The organism is Mycobacterium sp. NPDC050551 (assembly GCF_040674075.1).
In the GTDB taxonomy this organism is placed as follows: Bacteria; Actinomycetota; Actinomycetes; order Mycobacteriales; family Mycobacteriaceae; genus Mycobacterium.
In genome coordinates this window covers 470,513-490,261 of the sequence record NZ_JBFARC010000003.1, presented here as the reverse complement: position 1 = coordinate 490,261, position 19,749 = coordinate 470,513, and the positions used below count along the sequence as shown (strand labels likewise).

20 protein-coding genes are annotated in these 19,749 nt (G+C 69.5%); 11 read left to right on the top strand and 9 right to left on the bottom strand.

Translation table 11 applies throughout. The features are described 5' to 3' along the window. Positions 1–10 precede the first annotated feature (10 nt). From AB0K11_RS14785 to AB0K11_RS14765, 5 genes are all read left to right on the top strand, one after another. The gene (locus tag AB0K11_RS14785) at positions 11–691 is read left to right on the top strand and encodes a YoaK family protein (protein ID WP_364977649.1); all 681 of its coding nucleotides are present in this window, start codon (positions 11–13) and stop codon (positions 689–691) included. Between the two features lie 35 nt (positions 692–726). Then, entirely contained in the window at positions 727–1,410 is a 684-nt protein-coding gene (locus AB0K11_RS14780) for a hypothetical protein (RefSeq protein WP_364977647.1), read from the top strand. A 9-nt stretch (positions 1,411–1,419) separates the two neighbouring features. Continuing rightward, positions 1,420–2,259 carry an SDR family NAD(P)-dependent oxidoreductase gene (locus AB0K11_RS14775; RefSeq protein ID WP_364977645.1) on the top strand — a complete coding sequence of 280 codons (840 nt, stop codon included), beginning with the start codon at positions 1,420–1,422 and terminating at the stop codon, positions 2,257–2,259. A gap of 2 nt (positions 2,260–2,261) precedes the next feature. After that, a complete protein-coding gene (locus tag AB0K11_RS14770; RefSeq protein WP_364977643.1) occupies positions 2,262–3,032 on the top strand; it encodes a fructosamine kinase family protein in 771 nt (256 codons plus the stop codon). Between the two features lie 365 nt (positions 3,033–3,397). After that, on the top strand, positions 3,398–5,725 hold the full coding sequence (locus AB0K11_RS14765) for an AAA family ATPase (RefSeq protein ID WP_364977641.1): 2,328 nt from the start codon (positions 3,398–3,400) through the stop codon (positions 5,723–5,725). A gap of 68 nt (positions 5,726–5,793) precedes the next feature. Here the strand turns inward: AB0K11_RS14765 and AB0K11_RS14760 are convergent, their stop codons facing one another. The 3 genes from AB0K11_RS14760 to AB0K11_RS14750 all read right to left on the bottom strand — a co-directional run bounded on the left by AB0K11_RS14760 (position 5,794) and on the right by AB0K11_RS14750 (position 9,933). Continuing rightward, the gene (locus tag AB0K11_RS14760; protein ID WP_364978479.1) at positions 5,794–7,869 is read right to left on the bottom strand and encodes an acyltransferase family protein; all 2,076 of its coding nucleotides are present in this window, start codon (positions 7,867–7,869) and stop codon (positions 5,794–5,796) included. A 143-nt stretch (positions 7,870–8,012) separates the two neighbouring features. After that, entirely contained in the window at positions 8,013–8,846 is an 834-nt protein-coding gene (locus AB0K11_RS14755) for an alpha/beta hydrolase-fold protein (RefSeq protein ID WP_364977639.1), read from the bottom strand. A 7-nt stretch (positions 8,847–8,853) separates the two neighbouring features. Next, positions 8,854–9,933 carry a phosphodiester glycosidase family protein gene (locus AB0K11_RS14750; RefSeq protein ID WP_364977637.1) on the bottom strand — a complete coding sequence of 360 codons (1,080 nt, stop codon included), beginning with the start codon at positions 9,931–9,933 and terminating at the stop codon, positions 8,854–8,856. A gap of 224 nt (positions 9,934–10,157) precedes the next feature. Between AB0K11_RS14750 and AB0K11_RS14745 the strand changes: the two genes are divergently transcribed. After that, entirely contained in the window at positions 10,158–10,445 is a 288-nt protein-coding gene (locus AB0K11_RS14745) for a GlsB/YeaQ/YmgE family stress response membrane protein (protein ID WP_264014591.1), read from the top strand. On the opposite strand, the gene AB0K11_RS14740 is transcribed toward AB0K11_RS14745, so the two are convergent. Beyond that, entirely contained in the window at positions 10,446–11,768 is a 1,323-nt protein-coding gene (locus tag AB0K11_RS14740; RefSeq protein ID WP_364977634.1) for a gluconolaconase, read from the bottom strand. Then, entirely contained in the window at positions 11,746–12,504 is a 759-nt protein-coding gene (locus AB0K11_RS14735; protein WP_364977632.1) for a pirin family protein, read from the bottom strand. Before AB0K11_RS14735 ends, AB0K11_RS14740 begins: the two co-directional genes overlap by 23 nt. 68 nt (positions 12,505–12,572) lie before the next feature. Between AB0K11_RS14735 and AB0K11_RS14730 the strand changes: the two genes are divergently transcribed. Continuing rightward, on the top strand, positions 12,573–13,016 hold the full coding sequence (locus AB0K11_RS14730) for a MarR family transcriptional regulator (protein ID WP_364977630.1): 444 nt from the start codon (positions 12,573–12,575) through the stop codon (positions 13,014–13,016). Here the strand turns inward: AB0K11_RS14730 and AB0K11_RS14725 are convergent. The 4 genes from AB0K11_RS14725 to AB0K11_RS14710 form a co-directional block, all read right to left on the bottom strand. After that, on the bottom strand, positions 13,013–13,807 hold the full coding sequence (locus AB0K11_RS14725) for an ANTAR domain-containing protein (RefSeq protein ID WP_364977628.1): 795 nt from the start codon (positions 13,805–13,807) through the stop codon (positions 13,013–13,015). The two genes, AB0K11_RS14730 and AB0K11_RS14725, sit on opposite strands and share 4 nt — an antisense overlap. Further along, positions 13,807–14,112 carry an STAS domain-containing protein gene (locus AB0K11_RS14720; RefSeq protein WP_364977626.1) on the bottom strand — a complete coding sequence of 102 codons (306 nt, stop codon included), beginning with the start codon at positions 14,110–14,112 and terminating at the stop codon, positions 13,807–13,809. The genes AB0K11_RS14725 and AB0K11_RS14720 overlap by 1 nt, the downstream gene beginning before the upstream one ends. A gap of 103 nt (positions 14,113–14,215) precedes the next feature. After that, positions 14,216–15,340 carry an NDMA-dependent alcohol dehydrogenase gene (locus AB0K11_RS14715; protein ID WP_364977624.1) on the bottom strand — a complete coding sequence of 375 codons (1,125 nt, stop codon included), beginning with the start codon at positions 15,338–15,340 and terminating at the stop codon, positions 14,216–14,218. Between the two features lie 147 nt (positions 15,341–15,487). Further along, on the bottom strand, positions 15,488–16,525 hold the full coding sequence (locus AB0K11_RS14710; protein ID WP_364977622.1) for a sigma-70 family RNA polymerase sigma factor: 1,038 nt from the start codon (positions 16,523–16,525) through the stop codon (positions 15,488–15,490). A gap of 19 nt (positions 16,526–16,544) precedes the next feature. Here AB0K11_RS14710 and AB0K11_RS14705 point away from each other — a divergent pair, with 19 nt between their 5' ends. The 4 genes from AB0K11_RS14705 to AB0K11_RS14690 all read left to right on the top strand — a co-directional run bounded on the left by AB0K11_RS14705 (position 16,545) and on the right by AB0K11_RS14690 (position 19,720). Further along, positions 16,545–17,384, top strand: a complete 840-nt coding sequence (locus tag AB0K11_RS14705) for a lysophospholipase (RefSeq protein WP_364977620.1) — start codon at positions 16,545–16,547, stop codon at positions 17,382–17,384. Next, positions 17,381–18,379, top strand: coding sequence for a hypothetical protein (locus tag AB0K11_RS14700; protein ID WP_364977618.1), 999 nt, complete (start codon positions 17,381–17,383; stop codon positions 18,377–18,379). Before AB0K11_RS14705 ends, AB0K11_RS14700 begins: the two co-directional genes overlap by 4 nt. A gap of 94 nt (positions 18,380–18,473) precedes the next feature. Continuing rightward, positions 18,474–19,223, top strand: coding sequence for a DUF2786 domain-containing protein (locus tag AB0K11_RS14695; protein WP_364977616.1), 750 nt, complete (start codon positions 18,474–18,476; stop codon positions 19,221–19,223). Further along, positions 19,220–19,720: a TIGR04338 family metallohydrolase gene (locus AB0K11_RS14690; protein WP_364977614.1), complete on the top strand. Its 501-nt coding sequence runs from the start codon at positions 19,220–19,222 to the stop codon at positions 19,718–19,720. The genes AB0K11_RS14695 and AB0K11_RS14690 overlap by 4 nt, the downstream gene beginning before the upstream one ends. The last annotated feature ends 29 nt before the right edge of the window (positions 19,721–19,749 follow it).

Below are 19,749 nucleotides of genomic sequence, written 5' to 3'. Positions count from 1 at the left end.
GTGGGACGCCATGGCCGTCGCTTCACCTGTCTCACAACGGGCGACGGTCGCCGCGCTGTTGTTGCTGACCTTCGCCACCGGGCTGGTCGACGCGGTCAGCGTCCTGGTCCTCGGCCATGTGTTCGTCGCGAACATGACCGGCAACGTGATCTTCCTGGGCTTCTGGTTCGTGCCCAACTCCGGGGTCGACCTGACCGCCGCCGTCGTGGCGTTCCTCAGCTTCGTAGCGGGCACCGTGCTCGGCGGCAGGCTGGCGCGCCACCTCGACAGTGAAGTGCGTCGCTGGCTGACTGTCGCGCTCGGCGTGGAAGTGGTTGCCCTGCTTGTCCTCTCGGTGCTCGCCGGAGCGGGTGTGCTCGAATACCGCGACGGCGGCAAGCTGGTCCTGATCGCCGGCCTCGCGGTGGTGTTCGGCAGCCAGAACGCCACCGCCCGGTTGTTCGGGATCCAGGAGCTCAGCACGACGGTGCTGACGTCGACGATCGTCGGACTCGGCTTCGACAGCAGACTCGCCGGCGGCACCGGCGAGCGCGAGAAGCTGCGGTACACGGTGGTGTTGACGATGTTGGGGGGAGCGGTGGTGGGTGCGACGCTGACGCTCGTGACCGTGGCGCCGGTGATTGCGCTCGCGGCAGCCGTGGTGGCGGGCGCGGCGGCGATCTTCCGCTTCGGACCCGACGCGGACGGTTAGGGTCATCGCGGGATACGCATCGAGGGGAGCCGTCAGTGTCGAATGATCCGTCCGAGTGGAACTCCGGCGCCGGGCCCCATCTGCCGCCCCCACGGCCGAACCCGGCTCAGTACGGATACCCGCAGGCGCCCAGCGGAAGCCACCCCGAACAGCCGTGGAGTCCGGCGCCGGGCTTCTACCCGCCGCCGCCCGGCAAGCGCCCGCCGAAGAAGACCTGGTACGTGGTGGGCGCGGTGCTCGTCTTCCTCGGCCTGGTCGGGGTGGGGGTGGCCGTGGCGACGATCGTCAACGTGATCGGCAAGGCGCCCGACGACGCGGACACCTTCTCGAGTGGTGACGCCGTCGTGGTGCAGATCGACGCGGGTGCCACCAGGGTGGTGTTCGTCGACAGCGGTGGCGCGGAAGCGCACGACGTCAACTGCAACGTCGCCAACCGGCCGGGCAACGTCGTGCGGATGGAGCGCTTCGGCGGCGAGTTGACCCTCAACGAGTGGGAGGCGGTCTTCACGGTGACCGCGCAGGACGCCGGCGAGTACCGCGTCACCTGCACCGGGCTGCCGTCGGACTCCTTCGGCGTCGGGGACGACGTCGGCGTCGGCTCGTTCGTCGGCGGCGTCTTCGGCGCGATCGTCGGCGCGGGCGTGGGCTTCGTCGGTGTGGTGGTGCTGGTCGTGACGGCCGTCCTGCGTCATCGCCGGGCGCCGTCCGCCGGCCGCTAGAGTCGGGCGATGCCGACCGTACTGATCACCGGAGCGTCCAGGGGAATCGGCCGCGAGCTCGTGACGCACCTGGCCGCCGCGGGCTGGGACGTGATCGCGGGGGTGCGAACGGCGGCGGACGCCGAGGCGGTGACGGCGATCGATCCGAGGCGGGTCTCGACGGTGCTGCTCGACGTCACCGACGACGACCATGTCGCGGCGCTGCCCGACGCGCTGCCTGCGCGGTTGGACGCGGTGGTCAACAATGCGGGCATCGTCGTCGCGGGTCCTGTGGAGGCGCTCGATTCGGCGGCGTGGCGACATCAGTTCGAGGTCAACGTGTTCGGCCAGCTCGCCGTCACGCGAGCGGTGCTGCCGAAGCTCCGGGAGACGCGCGGCCGGGTGGTCTTCGTCTCGAGTGTCAACGGGCGGCTCTCGATACCGATGCTCGGGGCGTACAGCGCCTCGAAGTTCGCGCTGGAAGGAGCCGCCGACGCGCTGCGGGTCGAGCTGCGGCCGTGGGGCGTCGCGGTCGCCGTCGTGGAACCGGCGCAGACCGACACGGACATGTGGCGGCTGGCGGACACCATGGTGACCGACACGGAGGCGGGCCTGTCCGCCGGGTACCGCGCCATGTACGCCGGCCACATCGCGGGGATGAAGAAGTTCGTCCCCGCTGCCCGCAGGATGACGGTGCCTGCGGCGAAGGTCGCCGCCGTCGTGGATCGGGCTTTGACGGCGCGCCGACCGAAGGCCCGATACGTCGTCGGCGTCGGGCCCAGGCTGCAGATCGTCCTCATGTCCAATGTGCCTGTGCGACTGCGGGATCAGGCCATCGGGTTGATCGCCGGCGTGCCGCGCCGGCGATAGGGATGGCCGACTTCGTCAAGCGCAACGCCGCGGCGCCCGACGGGTTCTTCGCCCTCGAGGCGGCGGGTCTGCGGTGGCTGGCGGACGCAGGCGGCGTGCGCTGCGCGCGAGTGGTCGCCCACGACGCGACGTCGCTCACGCTGGAGCGTCTGGTGCCGTCATCGCCGACGAGGGCCGCAGCGCGCGACTTCGGTGCTGCGCTGGCGGTGACACACGACGCCGGAGCCGACGCCTTCGGGACGGGCCCCTGGGGCCGCCACGGCGACGGGTACTTCGGTCCGCTGACGGACCCGCTGCCGATGTCGCTGACCGCACACGATCGCTGGGGCGAGTTCTATGCCGTCGAGCGGTTGCGGCCGATGGCCGCCGCGGCGGCGCCGCGGATGAGTCCCGCCGGGCGCGCGGCGGTCGAGCAGGTCGCCGGGCTGTGTGTGGCGGGGCGTTTCGACGACGACGACCGGCCGGCGCGCCTGCACGGTGACCTGTGGAGCGGCAACGTGATGTGGACGCCCGACGGCGTGGTGCTCATCGACCCGGCCGCGCACGGCGGTCACCGGGAGACCGACCTCGCGATGCTGGCGTTGTTCGGCTGCCCGCACCTCGACGACGTCGTCGCCGGCTACGGGGCTGCGCGGCCGCTTCGCGACGGGTGGCGCGACCGTATCGGGCTCCATCAGCTGTACCCGCTGCTGGCGCACGTGGTGCTGTTCGGCGGGAGCTATGCGGCCCGGACCGAGTCGGTCCTGGCAGGGGTGCTGCGACGCTTCAGCTAACGACGGATTTCGTTGTTGCATCGAGTGCCAGAAGTGTTTCCAGATGCGGTGACGTGCTGCGATGGCAGCCGAGTGGCCTTGACGCCGCAAATGTTTGCGTTCGCACGGGCTACCGACGATGCGAGCGACGCCGAGGATCGAGATCAGCAACTTAGCCAGTCTCGGGTCTGAGATTTGCTCCCCGAGACTGGTCCGCAGACGAATCGGCGGTTGAACAGCGGGGACACCTGCACGGTGTTCGACGCGGGCGCTCCGAAGGTTTGTTGTTGAAGGCACCGAAAATTTCCCAGCAATGTGTCGCGGATCTCGTAAGCCCTGTTATGGTCCCTGAGAACAACCTGAGAGTCGGGGAAGGGACGGTCCGGATGGGGAAGCATCGCACCGCAGTGCAGCGGTCGAGCAAGATCGCTGCGATCGGGGCGGTGACGGCCACGGCGACCGCACTGACAGTCGGCGTCGGCGAAGCGCCGAAGGCGCACGCTGCCGCGGTGTCGCAGGATGCCTACGACCTGACCGCCGGTGTGCACATATTCCCAGCGCCCGAGGCGATCCCTGACGTGACGGGTGGCCTGGGCACCGGGGCGTACAACGCCTCACAGGCGTTCGCCGACATCGTGCTGCGGGCGATCGTCGAGAACGTCAATCTCGCCGCGCTCGCCGAGGCCGCAGGTGTGGACCCGGAGACGCTGGCGACCGCTCTGCTCAACAACGCGCTCGGTGGCGTGTTGGGCAGCGCTGGTCTCGGCGGCCTCGGCCTGGACCTGGGCGAGCTCATCGCCGGCGACAGCACCCTCGGCACCCTTCTCGCGGTGGTCAACAATGTGCTGCCCGGCGAGCTGGACCTTTCCATCGGGCAGCTGCTCGGTCTCGACCCGAGTCAGCCGCTGGATCTCTCGGAGTTCGGGAACACGCTCGGTCTGAACCTGGTGACCTCGGGTGGTCCGTTCACGCTTCTGAAGCTGCTGGGCGTCGACCTCGGCTGGACTCCGCCGCTTCCGAATTCGATCGCCGACGAGATCAACGGCACCGATTACCTCTCGCTGAGCCTCACCGACATCCTCAGCGATCTCGGCCTCAGCACGGCGCTGGTCGGCACGATCGACGCGGCCATCAAGGTGCTCAATCTGACACGCCCCGAGGGCGAGAAGATCCCGATCATCGGCGAGCTGCCGTCGATCGTCGCGCTGCGAGTCCCGGTCGTCGCCGGTTACGGCCTCGGGGCGTTCGCCGCGGGCGCGGCCTACCAGCAGGTCGTCGATGCGCTTCCGCAACAGCCCGGCGGCGCCGACGCCGAAACGGACCCGCTGCTGGGCAGTTTCACCATCCTGCCGATGCTGCTGATCGACAATCCCGGTCGCGCGAACGGTGGCATCCTCGCCCGGGCGTACCCGCTCTTCCGGTTGCTGGGCATCGACACCGTCACGCCGGACACGAACATCCAGAGCAGCGCGGACCCCGACGACCCGCTCGACATCACCATCCCGCTGACGGGCCTCACGCTCGGCGGCGCGAACCTCATCCCGATCAAGTTGGACGTGACGGCCGAGTACCTGCCGATGTCCGATTTCGCCGCATGGCCTAATCCGTTCACGATGGCGAACAACGTTGCCGCGGGACTCTTCCCGACGTACATCCTTCGCGACCAGTCGCTGGGCGGAATCGTCGGCGACCTCACGAGTCAAGTGGTCACCCAGCTCACCGCCGACCTGCTCGGCTTCGAGTACGACCCCGAGAATCCAACGCAGGGGCCCGGTCTCAACGTGTACTACACGCTGGACGCCCAGAGCCTGCCGCTGCTCGAGCCGACGTACCTGGCGGTCGACGTCATCAACCTGCTCACCGGTGCGAACCTGAACAACCCGGTCGGCACCGCACTGAATCCGGTGCTGACCAATCTCGTCAATCTCGGCTACACCGACGTCGAGCGGGTCTGGAACCCCGACGGGTACTGGGAGTACGAACGCAGCTTCGACGAGGCGGACATCCCCACCGCGTTCGGCACGTTGCCCGCCGACGTGGACTGGGCCAAAGTGCCCGAGGACGTCGTGACGTCCTTCGTCTACGGCGTTCAGAAGGCGATCGACGACGGCCTGGTGAAAACCGACGCACCGGCATCGAATGCGCTCGCCGCCGTACTCGGCCTCCTCGGTTTGGGCGATCTGACGAGTGGGGTCACCGGCCTCGACGCGGGCACCCTCACCTCGCAGATCCAGGATGCGCTGGACAAGCTGCCCACGGCGCAGGACACCCGGGCCGACGAGAATGACCTCACCCTCGTGTCGAAGGTTCCGGACCTCGAGCAGCCGACGACGTTCGGCATCGCGGTGGAGCAGGAGGAGGGCACCGAGCCTGCGCCTGGCGAGAACCTGAAGCCGGTGACCGTCGAAGAAGAGAAGGGCGTGAAGGTCACCGGGGACGCGCGCGACGAGCTGACCGATGCCGACGGCGACGAGGAGTCGCCGAAGACGACTCGACCGCGTCCGCTTCGTGACGCCGCGAATGCGGCGGGCAAGGCCGTCAAGGACACGGTCAACGCCGTGGACAGGACCGCCAAGAAGGTCGAAGCCGGTGTGAAGAAGGCGCTCGGCGCCGACAAGAAGGCAAAGCAGACGTCAGGCACGTCCGACAAGGATGCGGGCAAGACCGACGACAAGGACAGCAAGGACAGCAAGGACGCCAAGGCGGCGAGCTGACCGCACCCCCAGACGAAGCCCCGGAGCCGAAATGGCTCCGGGGCTTTCTCTATTGGCCGCCCGGGCGGTCAGCCCGCGAGGTGCTCCACCATCCCGGCCACCAACGGCCCAAGCACCTTCGCGTACTCCGACGTGATGTGGTTGTCGTCGCGGTACACCAGCGTGTCACCGATGATCACCGGGCAGCGTTCGGCGGTGCAGAACAGGTCCGACAGCGCCGCATACGACCCGCCACCGGCCGCGACGGCCGCCGCCTCGGCCCCGATACCCGCGTCGTTCAACGCCTTCGGCCGGTCGGGGGAGCAGGCGACGACGTCGTTCATGTGCCCGGACACACACGTCGGCACCGTCCCGTTCGGGTCGGGCACCGGACCGAGCACGAGCACCTGCGCACCCGTGCCCCGCAACCGCGTCACCAACCGCGTCAGCGCGTCGAGCCACACCGGGTCGTAGGCGACGAAGCCGAAGTCCGCGCCGTAACGGCGCGACATGTCGACCACGACCACCTGTGGCTTCTCCCGCTCGAGCCGATTCAGGGCCTCCCGGCGCCACTGCACGCACTCGGTGAAATCGCGGCCCAGATACGGGCTGCTGATCGGCAGCTCCATCAGCGGGCACGTCACCTTGCTCATCGTCGAGAGCCGCCAATGCTTTTCTCTGGCGATGTCTTCGACACCGGGATGCCACATCGCCGCATGTGAGTCACCGATGAGCGCGACCGTCAGCGGCGACGTGGGGTCACCCGACACACACTCGGGCTGGCGCACATCCGCCCACGAGAGCACGCAGCCGTTGACGAACGCCTCCGGCTTCGCGATGGCGCCCAGCGGGGGAGACAGATTGGCCGGCACCGCACGCTGATCGGCAGACGCCACCACTGCGGCCTGCACCTGCTCGCGTGGTGACAGTTGCCGCGGCGCCGTGGACGACGTGGGCATCTCGACCACCACCTGGCGCGCGGGCGCACCCGTTCCCGTGGGCACCGGCCGCACCGAGAGCAGCACCAGTGCCGCGCACACCACCATTCCGGTCGCGACGGCGCCGACCAGCAGACTGCGCGACGCCGACGTCCGCAGGCGCACCGCGAAGCGGGCGGGGTTCTCGACCAGGTGCAGGGTGAGGATCGCCAGGCCGAGCGAGATCACCACCAGCGCCAGCCGACCCGCCAGGCCGGGCATCTCCCCGAACACCGGCGGCGCCAGCACCAGCACCGGCCAGTGCCACAGATACCACGAGTACGACACCCGGCCGATCCCGCGCAGCACCGGCCTGCCGAGGAACCTGCCCACTCCGAGATCGGTTGTCGCGCAGCCGGCACCGATCACCAGCACGGTGCCCAGCACCGGGAGCAGCGCCGCGGTGCCGGGGAACGCCGTCGACGAGCCGACCTGTGTGCAGGTGACCACGATCATCGCCAGGCCGCCCCACCCGGCGACGGCCGCGGCCACCGGAGGCAGCGACCGCCAGAAGCCGACGGTCAGCGCCACCAGCCCGCCGAGGGCCAACTCCCACGCCCGGGTCGGCAGCGAGAAGAACGCCCACGACGGCCACTCATGCGTCCAGGACAGCGACACCGCAAACGATGCCGCCGCCACCGCGGTCAGCGCGACGACATAGGGGCGCACGGAACGCGCCGCTGCCCACCCCGCGCGAGCGACCAGCCACGCCGTCGCGATCATCAGCGCCGGCCAGAGCAGGTAGAACTGCTCCTCGACGCCGAGTGACCAGTAGTGCTGCAGCGGTGACGGCGCCACGTCGGCCGCGAGGTAGTCGGTGCCCTCGACCGCGAACCGGTAGTTGCCGACGTACAGCGCGCTCGCGATCGCGTCACCCAGCACGGCGCGCGCCTGCAGGGCAGGCAGCATGGCGGCGGCGGTCACCGCGGTCGCCGTCAGCACCAACGCCGCCGCCGGGAGAAGCCTGCGGGCCCGCGCCGCGTAGAAGGCGCCAAGCCGCACGGATCCGGTGCCGGCCACCTCGCGCCACAGCAGGCCGGTGATCAGGAATCCCGACACGACGAAGAACACGTCGACGCCGATGAAGCCGCCGCCGATACCCGGAACACCGGCGTGGTAGAGCACCACCGCCAGCACGGCGATCGCCCGCAGTCCCTCGATGTCGGGCCGGAAGTCACTCCGTGTCAGCGTGTTCCGACCGCTCGCGGCGGGGCCGCGTCGGGTGGTGGATCCGGTAGTCGCCGCCACTTCAGTCACTTCGGCCCCGATCGTCGCACGTCGGCGGCGTGTCGCCCGGGATTGCCCGCTCCGACGGCGCGCGTGTCAGGGCGTCAGGGCTGTGCGGCGATCCAGGCCAACTCGGCGGGCAGTTGGCGCCGCCACCCCTCGGCGTCGTGACCGCCGGGGTAACCGATGCCCGACGGCGGTCGGCGCAGTGAGGCGGTGAACTTCTTGGTGGCCGTGTAGAACTGGTCGCTGGTCCCGCAGTCCACCCGCACCGGTATCGCGGAGAGCGCTTCGGCGCCGAACACTAAGTACCTGGCGTAGTCGTCGGGGCCGTCGACCGCCCCGTTCACCATCGCCGGGATCCACCCGGTGTAGAGCGCCGGGCTGACCGCGCAGATGGCCGACGTGCGTGCCGGACCCAGCAACCCGCCGAGCAGCAGCGCGCCGTACCCGCCCATCGACCATCCGATGAACGCCACCCTGCTGGTGTCGAGTCCCTTCTCCGCCAGCATCGGCAGCAGTTCGTCGAGCACCATCTTTCCGGCGTCGCCACCGGATTCCCTTGCGTGCCAGTACCCGTTCCCGCCGTCGACGCTGACCACCGCCAGCGGACGGCCACCGGCACGCGCCACCTCGCTGAGTGCCGACTCCACACCGAGCGCCATCACCCCTGCGGCGTCGGAGTCCTTGCCGTGCAGAGCGATCACCGTGCGCGCCGGCCCCGTCGCCCCGGGGGTTCTGGCGATGATCCACCGGGTGTCGGTCCCGCCGCGCGCGTCCGAGCGGAACGACCCCGACAGTGCGGCGGTGGGAGCCGTCGACGGCGCACCCGGATCGGCTCTCGTGGGTGCGGCGCCGAGCAGCGGCGTCAAGGCGAAGGCGGCTCCGGCACCCAGCCGCAGTGCAGCGCGGCGTGACAGGAACGAGTCAGACGACATGGCGGCGTCAGTTGAAGGCGAGCCAACTGGGCAGGGCGCGCTCCTTCGAGTCGCACAGCACGGCGTAGGTGTCGCAGCTCCCGCGGGGAACCCCTGCGCCGGTCCACATTCCACCGGTGTCGCGGCGCAGGACGATCGCCGACGACCCGCCACCGTCGAGCAGCACGGCACTCTCGGCGCCGAGTCCCCGGAAGAGATCCTGCATGTTGTCAGGTGTGTAGCTGCCCCCTTGGAATACGTACAGCTGATCGCTCTGACGGTTGTAGGCGATGGCCGTGCGGGCCGCGCTCGGTCCGCCGTCGTTGAGCTGGCCGGTCTCGCCGGGCCCGAGCAGGCCGATGCCTGCGACCGCGACGAACCGGGTGCCCGCGTCGACGAGTTTGGCGACCTCCGGGGTGGCGGCGTCGTAGTCGTTGTCGCCCTTGGGCATCACGACGTAGGGGGCGCCACCGACGGGCAGGATCATCGTCGCCAGCGCCGACCAGTGCTCGTTGCCGCCCGACAGTCCCTGCTTGCCCGCGTAGGCCAGCGTGCCGGTGACGGCGGCGTTCGCGTGGCCCTGCCCGCGGGTGTTGTCGACGTAGGCGCCGAGCGGGGAACTGCAGTTGGTGTCCCGCCAAGACCCGCCCTTCTGGCCGCGCACGTCGAAGAAGTTGGCGTTGATCGCGATGGTCGGCCGGCCCAGTGCCTGCCACGCCTGCAGTGGCGGATAGGTCTCCGAGGCCTGCCACAGTCCCTCGCCGGTGCGCGCACGGGGATCGCGCTCGCAGCGGGCCTGGTATCCGGAGTGCGAGTCGACCAGCAGACGGGGGGTGAGGCGACCTGCGGCGTTCTTGATCGTCATCAGGTGCCCGCCGTTGTTCATCGTGTACTCGCGGCCGTCGGCGCTGCGGAACGGCGCGGCGAACTGGCCGCCGAAGTTGTACACGAGATAGGCGCCCTTGGTGTTGGCGATCGCGCCGAGCAGCATTCCGCGGGCGTCCTCGGCGCGGGCGATCGGGCCGCCCACCGTCGCCAGCGCAGCACAGAGCGCGAGCACGGCGACACCCGCCGTCCATCGCCGCATCAGTGCTGCTGGGGCAGTCATCACCGGCCCTTTCGTCGCGGGTCACCCAGCAGACAACACTAACCACAGCAACCACACTGTCAACTTGCGTAACAGCTCCATCACGATGCGCTAACGCACGAATGTCGCTTCGGCGGCAGGTCTTTTGCCGAACGTGCGCGAAGGTGTGCGATTAGAGGGCAGGCATCCGGGAAACACCGCTTCCGTGACGGCGCCACCCGGTGTCGCTGACAAAGGAGTGCGAAATGTTCTGGACAATCATCTCCGCGATCATCGGAGGCCTGATCATCGGCGCACTGGCGCGCCTGGTCATGCCCGGCAAGCAGAACATCGGCGTGATCATGACGATCGTGCTCGGCATCCTCGGGTCGTTCATCGGCTCGTGGGCGTGCTACAACCTGTTCGGCTATCAGAACTCCAGTGGCGGCTGGGCCGTGATCCCGTTCCTGGTGGGCATCATCGTGGCGGCCATCCTCATCGCGGTCTACCTCGGCATCACCGGGCGGAAGACCCGGGGAACCACGGTTCGCTGATCACCGGCCGGGCGGCGCCAACCGGTAGACCGCGTCGGCATAGTCGTCGGTGATGTAGACGGCGCCGTCCGGTCCCGCGACTGCGGCGACCGGGCGGCCCCACCGCGACCCGTCCTCGGACTGGAACCCACCGACCAGCGTCTGCTGGTCACCCAACCCGCCGTCGCGCCAGGGGTAGAACGACACCTCGGGCGCGCGCGGCGGTTCGGCGTTCCACGACCCGTGTATGCCGACCAGCGCCCCGGCCGAATACGGGTCCGGCAGCGCCCGTTCGGTGAAGCTGAGACCGAGCGGCGCCGAGTGCGCGCCGAAGCTCTGCTCGACCGCAGGCAGGGCCGCGCAGTCCATGTTCGCGCCGTCGGGATTGGTCTGCACGTCGCGGATGAACGGCAGATTCGCCGGGCCGCCGTCCGGATTGCAGTAGGGCCACCCGAGCTCGCGACCCAGGGTGAGTTTCGCCAGCTGCTCGCGCGGATGCTCGGAGACGTAATCGGGCAGCACCTTGCCGTAGTCCGGCCCGGGCTCGGGGAATGCGACGTTGTCACGCCCGTTGTTCGCCGTCCACAGCGTGCCGTCGGGCGCGAAGGCCAGGCCGGTGCCGTTGCGCACGCCGGTCGCGAACGGCTCGGCGGGCCCGCCGCCCGGCGGCACCCGCATGACGGTGGCCCGCGGCGGCGTCGCGGTCCGATCTTCGGCGGAGACGTTGCCGGTGGATCCGATCGAGAAGTACACCGCACCATCGGGTCCCACCGCCACGCTCTTCAACGCGTGGGCGTAGGCGCCCTTGAGGTCGGGACTCTTGGCGTCGGGCAGCCCGCCGGCGACGGTGCGGCGGTTGACCGCCTGCCCGCCGGCGTAGTCGTAGGCGTCGACGCCGTCGCTCTCGGCGACGTAGAGCGTCGAACCGGCGAATGCCATTCCGTGCGGCTGGTTGAGGCCCTCGAGCAGCAGCGTGTCCCGCGGGCCTGCGCCCGACGGTTCGAGCCGGACGATCTGGCCGGTGCTGGGGACCGAGACGAGCAGCGCGCCGTCGGGGGCCCAGGCCATCAGGCGCGCCTGCGGGATACGCGCCCACACCGACATCGTCCATCCCGGCGGTACCAGCGCCTGGCGGGGTTCGTCGAACGGTGCGGCGCCGAGGTCCTCGGGCACCTCCACCGTCGTGGCCGCCAGTTCGGTACTGCCGATGGGCGCGGCCGGCGACGTGTTCGTCGCCGGCGCGTCGCCCTTCGGGTCGTCGGGCGGAGATGCGGAGCACCCGGCCGACAGCGTCACGCCGATCAGTGCGACACCGATGTGCTTACGCTGCAGCCAGATTCGCATGCATCTCCCAGACCAGGATCTCCGACGGTTCGGTGGCGGTGACGCGCTGGCCACCGGAGGCGGTGAACCGCACGGCGTCACCCTCGTGCAGCGGGCCCGCGCCTTCCAGGGTGACGTCGCCCCGCGCGACGAACAGGTGAAGGTATGGAGCCGACGGCAGTTCCACGCTGTCGCCGGGCTGTAGGCGGCCGCCGTGCAGTGCGGCGTACTTGTTGCGGATGGTGATCGCCGACTCACCGTCGTGCTCGGGCATGCCCGAGGCGATCGGCACCAGCCCACCGCTCAGCAGTTCGTCCTCGATCTCGAGCTGTTGGTAGCCCGGCGTGATGCCGGATTCGTCCGGCACCACCCACATCTGGACGAAGTGCACCGGTTCGCTGTGGGACTGTTCGCCGGTCAGGGTCCACGAGTCGTTCTTCTCGGAGTGCAGGATGCCGCGCCCGGCGGACATCCGCTGCGCCAGCCCGGGGTAGATGACACCCGAGTGGCCGGTCGAGTCCTGGTGCACCAGCGACCCGCGCAGCACCCAGGTGACGATCTCCATGTCGCGGTGGGGGTGGGTGTCGAACCCCGAACCCGGGGTGACGATGTCGTCGTTGTTCACCAGCAGCAGGCCGTGATGGGTGTTGCCGGGTTCGTAGTGCTGCCCGAACGAGAACGAGTGCTTGGAGTCCAACCAGCTGATCCTGGTCTTCGCGCGGTCGGCTGCGCGCCGGATGTCGACGGTCTCGGACATGGTGAAGTCTCCTCGGTTCCGGCCAGCCTAGGTGTGGCCTCTGGACGCGACAACATAAATGATGTGTCATGTATTTCATGTGGCTGTCGGACGAGGAGCAACGCATCTGGCGCGGGTACCTGGCGTTGGTGTCACACCTGCAGGCCGCGATGAACCGCCAGCTGCAGCGGGACTGCGGCCTGTCGCTGAGCGACTACGAGGTGCTGGTCGCGCTCTCCGAGCGGGGTCCGCAGCGGATGTATCAGCTCGCCGAGGCGCTCGGCTGGGAGCAGAGCCGGCTGTCCCACCAGCTTCGGCGGATGCGCGACCGCGGGCTGATCGACCGGCACGGCGCGGACTCCGACCGTCGCGGCGCGACGGTCGACCTCCTCGAGGCGGGCCGCTCGGCACTGGAACTGGCCGCGCCGGGGCACGCCCGGTTGGTGCGCGAGGTGCTCTTCGACGGTGTCGCGGCCGCCGACCGTCGCGCATTCGGCGTCGTCATCGAGAGTGCGCTGGGGCGGCTGCGTTAGCGCTCGTCGGCCGTGAGGCTCTCCCACAGTTCCTTGGCCGCGAACCGGGCGCGGTCGTCCACCTCGATCGGCGCCGCGGAGGTCTGCTGTTCGGCAGGCGCGCCGCCGACGTGCTCGACCACGGCCACTGCGAGGGCCCGTAGCTTGACGTTGGCACGCTGACTGGCGTCGCGCAGCATCACCCAGGCGGTGTCGGCGGCGCATCCCTGCCGGCCCATCAGCGCACCCTTGGCCTGCTCGATGGCGCTGCGCGACTGCAGCACCGTGAGCACGTCGGCCATGTTGGTGCCGCTGTCGGCGGCCACCGTGACCAAAGCCGCAGACACCAGTTGCTCGTAACCGATCAGCGTCGCCACCGTGCCCGCCGTGGCCGGGCCGTCGAGCGTGCACGACAGCACCACCGCACCGTCGCCCCACACACCGGGCACCGCAGCGGCGCCGCCGACCTGCTCCCAGGTGCGGGCGTGGTCGGTCAGGCGTTCGGTCATCGCGGCCAGCGTCAGGTCCGGCCACCGGTCGTCCGACCAGAGCCGCAGGCTGACGATCGGCAGCTGATGGATCAGCGAGTCGGCCACCGGCCCGCCGAGTCCGCCGGTCTGCGCCGCGATCAGTTCGCCCTCGACCCCGAGCTGACACAGCACCACCGGAGCGCCTGCGTCCATCGTGCTGTCGTGGACGGCGATCGCCACGCCGAGTACACCCGGCAGGTCGTCGCGGATGCGCTCGAGTACCCGTTGCAGGAGGGTAGCCAGCTGCGGTTGATCCCGCAGCGCACGCAGGGCGGGCGTCATCAGTCGGTCAGCTCGACGACGGTCACCCGGTCCAGACCTGAGATGTCGAGCAGCTTCTTCAGCGGCCCCGCGCGATCGATTCGCAGCGTCAGGTCGGCGCCGGCGCCGGCCTTGAACAGCGCCCGCACGCCCGCGCTGTCGCAGTACGTCACGTCCACCATGTCGACCACGACCGGCTGTCCGTCACGGGCGGCCTGCCGCAACACGTCGCTGAATTGCTCGACATTGCCGAGGTCTATGTCGCCGGTCGCGATCACGATCACCCGGCCGTCCCGGTCTTCACTGAAGAACTGAGGCGAAATCATCCCTGTGTACTTCTCCACCACGTCACACGTTTGTCCGCCGATGAACTTACTGGTGCGCGGCGGGATGTGGTGGCGGTCGAGAAATGTCAGAAATCTGACATGGTCACCAGTCCGACTCGTCGAACGTGATGACGCCGCGGATGTTCTTGCCGTCGAGCATGTCCCGGTAGCCCTGGTTGATGTCCTCGAGCCGGTAGGTGTTGGTCACCATCTCGTCGATCTTCAGCAGCCCGGACTTGTACAGGCCGATCAGCCGCGGCGTCTCGACATGGCTGCTCCCGCCGCCGAAGATGTTGCCCTTCAACGTCTTCTGCAGCATCGTGAACAGGAAGAGGTTGAGCTTGACGTCGACGTCCATCATCGAGCCCATCCCGGTCACCACGCAGGTGCCGGTCTTGGCGGTCAGCGTCATGGCTTCCTCGACGTACTCGCCGCGCATCTCGCCCACGGCGATGATCGTCTTCTCCGCCATGAAGCCGTGGGTGAGCTCGAGCACCGGGCCGATCGCCTCGGCCATCGACGTGAACACGTGGGTGGCGCCGAACTTGACCGCCTGATCGCGCTTGAATTCGACGGGGTCGATCGCGACGACGTTGCGCGCACCGGAGATGACGGCGCCCTGCAGCGCGGAGAGTCCGATGCCGCCGACACCGACGATCACCACGGTCTCGCCGGGCTGGACCTCGGCGATGTTGGTCGCCGACCCGAAGCCCGTCGGCACCGCGCAGCCCAGGATGGCCGCGGTCTCGAACGGCACGTCCGCGTCGATCTTGACCACGGAGTCCTTGTGCACGGTCATGTACGGGGCGAAGGTGCCCAGCAGGTTCATCGGCGACACCTCGGTGGTGCCCGCGTGCACGCGGCTGGTGCCGTCGGCGATGGCCTTGCCGCCGAGCAGCAGGGCGCCCCGGTCACACAGCGACCGGAAGCCTTTGAGGCAGGGCTGACAGTCACCGCAGGCGGGGATGAACGCGAGGATGACGTGGTCGCCCTCCTGCAGGCCGGTGACGTTGCGGCCGACCTTGGTGATGACGCCTGCGCCCTCGTGGCCGCCGAGTGCGGGCAGGGCGATCGGGGTGGCGCCGGTGGTCAGGTGGTAGTCGGAGTGGCACATGCCCGCCGCGTGCATGCGGATCTGCACCTCGTCGTCGACGGGGTCGCCGATCTCGATCTCGTCGATGCGGAACGGGGTGTTCAGCTCCCACAGCAGGGCGCCCTTGGTCTTCATGATCCGCGATAATAGAACACGTTGCAGAATCGTGAGTTACGTGCCCTCTGAACTGGCCTTATGCCTACTCCTACCCGTCGAGTGGCCAAGTGTCGCGCAGGCATGCGTATCGGCGATCCGGTGGCCTGACTGGCCACTCGCCTGAAGTCAGAGGTATTCCGGCAGACCGAAATCAACGAACGTCGACGCGTGGAACGCCACCACATGCGAGATCCCGCCACCGGTCCTGACGTCGAGCACGTGCAGCTGGAAGGGTTCGTGGCGGCCGGACTCCGGGTTGAGCATGTACATCGCCCCGGCAGGCTGACCGTTGGCGATCGTCGGCAGTAGCCGCATGTCGCCAGGGTTCTCCGCCGGACAGTGCGTCTTCGACAGCAACACGATCTCCTGCGGGCCCTGATACCAGCCGTCGAACGGCGGCATCTCCCAGATCGCGTCCGCGGTGAACAACTCGACCAGCTTGTCCATGTCGTAGGCCTCGAAGGCCGCGATGTAGCGGTCGAGCAGGTCCTGTGCCTCGGGCGACTCCGGCGGCTCGATCGTGTCGTCCTCGCTGGGGCCGATCTCGTCGAGCTGCGCGCGGGCGCGCTGCAGCAGGCTGTTCACCGCGGCCGTCGACGACCCGATCGCGTCGGCCACCTCGGCGGCCTTCCACTGCAGTACCTCGCGCAACACCAGCACCGCCCGTTGCCGCGGGGGCAGATGCTGCAGCGCCGCGACGAAGGCCAGACGCACCGACTCACGCGATCCGACGATGTTCGACGGGTCCGTCGAGTCGTCGGGGATCGGCTCCAGCCAGGGCACCTCGTCACGCGCGACGATCTCGCTCGACGGATCCGAGCTGGGGGCTCCCAGACCCGTCGGCAGCGGCCGGCGCTTACGGCTCTCCAGTGCGGTAAGGGAGGTGTTGGTGGCGATGCGGTACAGCCAGGTGCGCACCGACGACTTGCCCTCGAAACCCTTGTAGGACTTCCACGCCCGCAGGTAGGTCTCTTGCACCAGGTCTTCGGCGTCGTGCAGCGATCCGGTCATCCGGTAGCAGTGCGCCGTCAACTCCCGGCGGTACTGCTGGGCGTCGGCCAGGAAGTCGTCTTCTGAGCCGGGCCGGTCGAGACTGTGCGCGAGGACGGTCACGTCGCCGAGCTTACTGAGGACGCCGACAACCGGCACGCGTCTTCGTCCCATCTCCCGTTACCCTCCGGTGGTGACCAGCACCCGCACCGAACGGAGCTTCGACGGCGTCGGCGGCGTCCGGATCGTCTACGACGTGTGGACGCCGGACACGGCGCCGCGGGGCGTGGTGCTGGTGTCCCACGGCTACGCCGAGCACGCCCGCCGCTACGACCACGTGGCGCAGCGCCTCGGCGAGGCCGGCCTCGTCGTCTACGCCCTCGACCACCGCGGGCACGGCCGCTCCGGTGGGAAGCGCGTCTACCTCAAGGACATCTCCGAGTACGTCGACGACTTCCACACCCTCGTCGGCATCGCCACGGCCGAGCACCCGGACCTCGAACGCATCGTGCTCGGCCACAGCATGGGCGGTGGCATCGTCTTCGCCTACGGCGTCGAACACCCCGCCGACTACTCGGCGATGGTGCTGTCAGGCCCCGCGGTCGACGCCCAGCGCACCGTCTCGCCGGTCATGGTCTTCGTCGCCAAGGCGCTCGGCCGCATCGCACCGGGCCTGCCGGTCGAACAGCTCGACGCCGACGCGGTGTCCCGGGACCCGGAGGTGGTGGCCGCCTACAAGGCCGACCCGATGGTCTATCACGGCAAGCTGCCCGCAGGCATCGCCCGCGGGCTGTTCCGCGTCGGCGAGAGCATGCCGCGGCGGGCCGGCGCACTGACCAAGCCGCTGCTGGTGGTGCACGGTGAGAAGGACAGGCTGATCCCCGTCGAGGGCAGCCACCGGCTCGTCGAGTGCGTCGCGTCCGAAGACGTGCACCTGAAGGTCTACCCGGAGCTGTTCCACGAGGTCTTCAACGAGCCCGAGCAGGGGCTGGTGCTCGACGACGTCACCTCGTGGATCGAGACCCGGCTGTGAGGCGCGTGCTGGCCTGCCTGGCCGCGGTGCTGCTGCTGGCCGGCTGCTCCGGCGACGACGCCGCCGACGCCGGCACGGACGCCGAACCCACGGGCTGGGTCGACGACGACGTCACCTTCACCGCCGACGGGCTGACCATCCACGGCACCTACCGCCACGAGCAGGACCGGACCGCGCCCGCCGCGCTGCTGATCTCCGAGAGCGGGCAGACCGACCGCAACGGCGACAACGCCGTCGCCGGGCCGGTCGGCAACATGCGCCAGCTGGCCGAATACCTGTCCGGCAAGGGCGTCGCGAGTCTGCGCTACGACAAGGTCGGCACCGGCAAGACCGGGCTCGGCCCCTACGCCGTGGCGCCGAAGGAGGTCGGCAGCGCCGTCTACACCCGCGGTGCCGGAGCCGCACTGCGCTACCTGGCCGATCAGCCCGGCACCGATGACCCCCGGCTGTCGGTCTGGGCACTCGGCGAGGGCGCCATCCACGCGATGGCGCTGGCGGGCGCGGCCGCGCCGAAGGTCCACTCGCTGGCCCTGTTCCAGCCGCTGCCCGGCCGCTACCTCGACATCATCACCGGCCGCGTTCGCGCGAACGGCAATCCCGCGGTGCTGACGACCTGGCTGGCCGCCGTCGAAGAGGCGCGCACCAAGCGCGTCGCGCCGCCGAATCTGCCGGAGGGACTCAGCGCACTGCTCAACCCCAGCAACGTCAAGGCCGTCGTCGAGGCCGACGCCATCGACCCGGTGGCGCTGGCCAAGCGCGTTCCCGCGGGCACGCCGGTGCTGTTGAGCTGCTCGGATGCCGACGGGCAGGCGCAGTGCGACGCCGAGCGTCCGTTGATCGACGCGCTGGCCCACACGGCGCTGACCGTGGTGGAACTCAAGGGCGTCAACCACGTGCTGCGCGACGACCCGACCGACAACGTCGCCAACTACGCCGACGGTGCTCCACTGTCTCCGCAGCTCGTCACCGCGCTGGACGGCTTCGTCGGTAAGTAGACTCGCCGGTGATGCCTGTGGATGAAAACCGCTCTGTGCACAACGGGTTCCAGCGCACCCGGAATCGTCGCACCGGGTCCCTAACCTGACCGCCATGACAGACGACAAGATGCTGGCGCGCATCGCCGCGCTGCTCCGCCAGGCCGAGGGCACCGACAACCCGCACGAGGCCGAGGCGTTCATGGCCGCCGCGCAGCGGCTGGCCACCGCGACGTCCATCGACCTGGCGGTGGCACGCAGCCACGCGGACAACAAGACCAAGGCGCAGATGCCGGTGCAGCGCACCATCACCATCGGCAACGCGGGCGCGCGCGGGCTGCGCACCTATGTGCAGCTGTTCGTGGTGATCGCCGCCGCCAACGACGTGAAGTGCGACGTCGCGTCGAACTCGACGTTCGTCTACGCCTACGGCTTCGCCGAGGACATCGACACCACCCACGCGCTGTACGCGAGTCTGGTGATGCAGATGGTGCAGGCGTCGAACAACTACATCAACTCGGGCGCACACCGTCCGACGCCGACCATCACCGCCCGGCTGAACTTCCAGCTGGCATTCGGCGCGCGTATCGGCCAGCGGCTGGCCGAGGCCCGCGACGAGGCACGGGCCGAGGCCACCAGCTCCCGCGACAGTCGGCCTGGTACCGCGATCGCGCTGCGCGACAAGGACATCGAACTCAAGAGCTTCTACCGGGAGGCGTCCCAGGCCCGGGGCACCTGGCGGGCGACCAGCGCGACGGCCGGGTACTCGTCTGCGGCGAGGCGGGCCGGTGACCGGGCGGGACGACGGGCGCGGCTCGGACCGGGCACGGAATTCGCGGGCGCACGCACCGCCCTGGAGAAGTGACGCCCCGCGACACCCAGCGCGCGAAGGTGTACGCGGCCGAACAGTTCGTGCGGACGCTGTTCGACCGTGTCGCCGAGCGGAACAACCCCGTCGTCGAGTTCTTCGGCGCCCACCTGACGCTGCCTCCCGAGGGCCGCTTCGCGTCGGTCCCGTCGGTGCGGCGTTACGTCGATGACGTGCTCTCGCTGCCCGCCGTGCGGGAACGTTGGCCGGCTGCGGGCGCGCTGTCCGTGCGGGCCCGCCGCGGCGCCACCGCCGCCCACTACGAGCGCACCGGCACGAGCGCCGTCATCGCGGTGCCCGAGCGGCAGAGCACCTGGGCGCTGCGGGAACTCGTGGTGCTGCACGAGATCGCCCACCACCTCTGCGACGCGGAGCCGCCCCACGGGCCGGATTTCGTCGCCACCTACTGCGCGCTCACCGAGGCCGTGATGGGTCCGGAGGTCGGCCATGTGTTGCGCGTCGTGTACGCCAACGAGGGGGTGCGGTTCGGCTAACGTGTGGCCGGTGAGCGAGCCGGATCCAC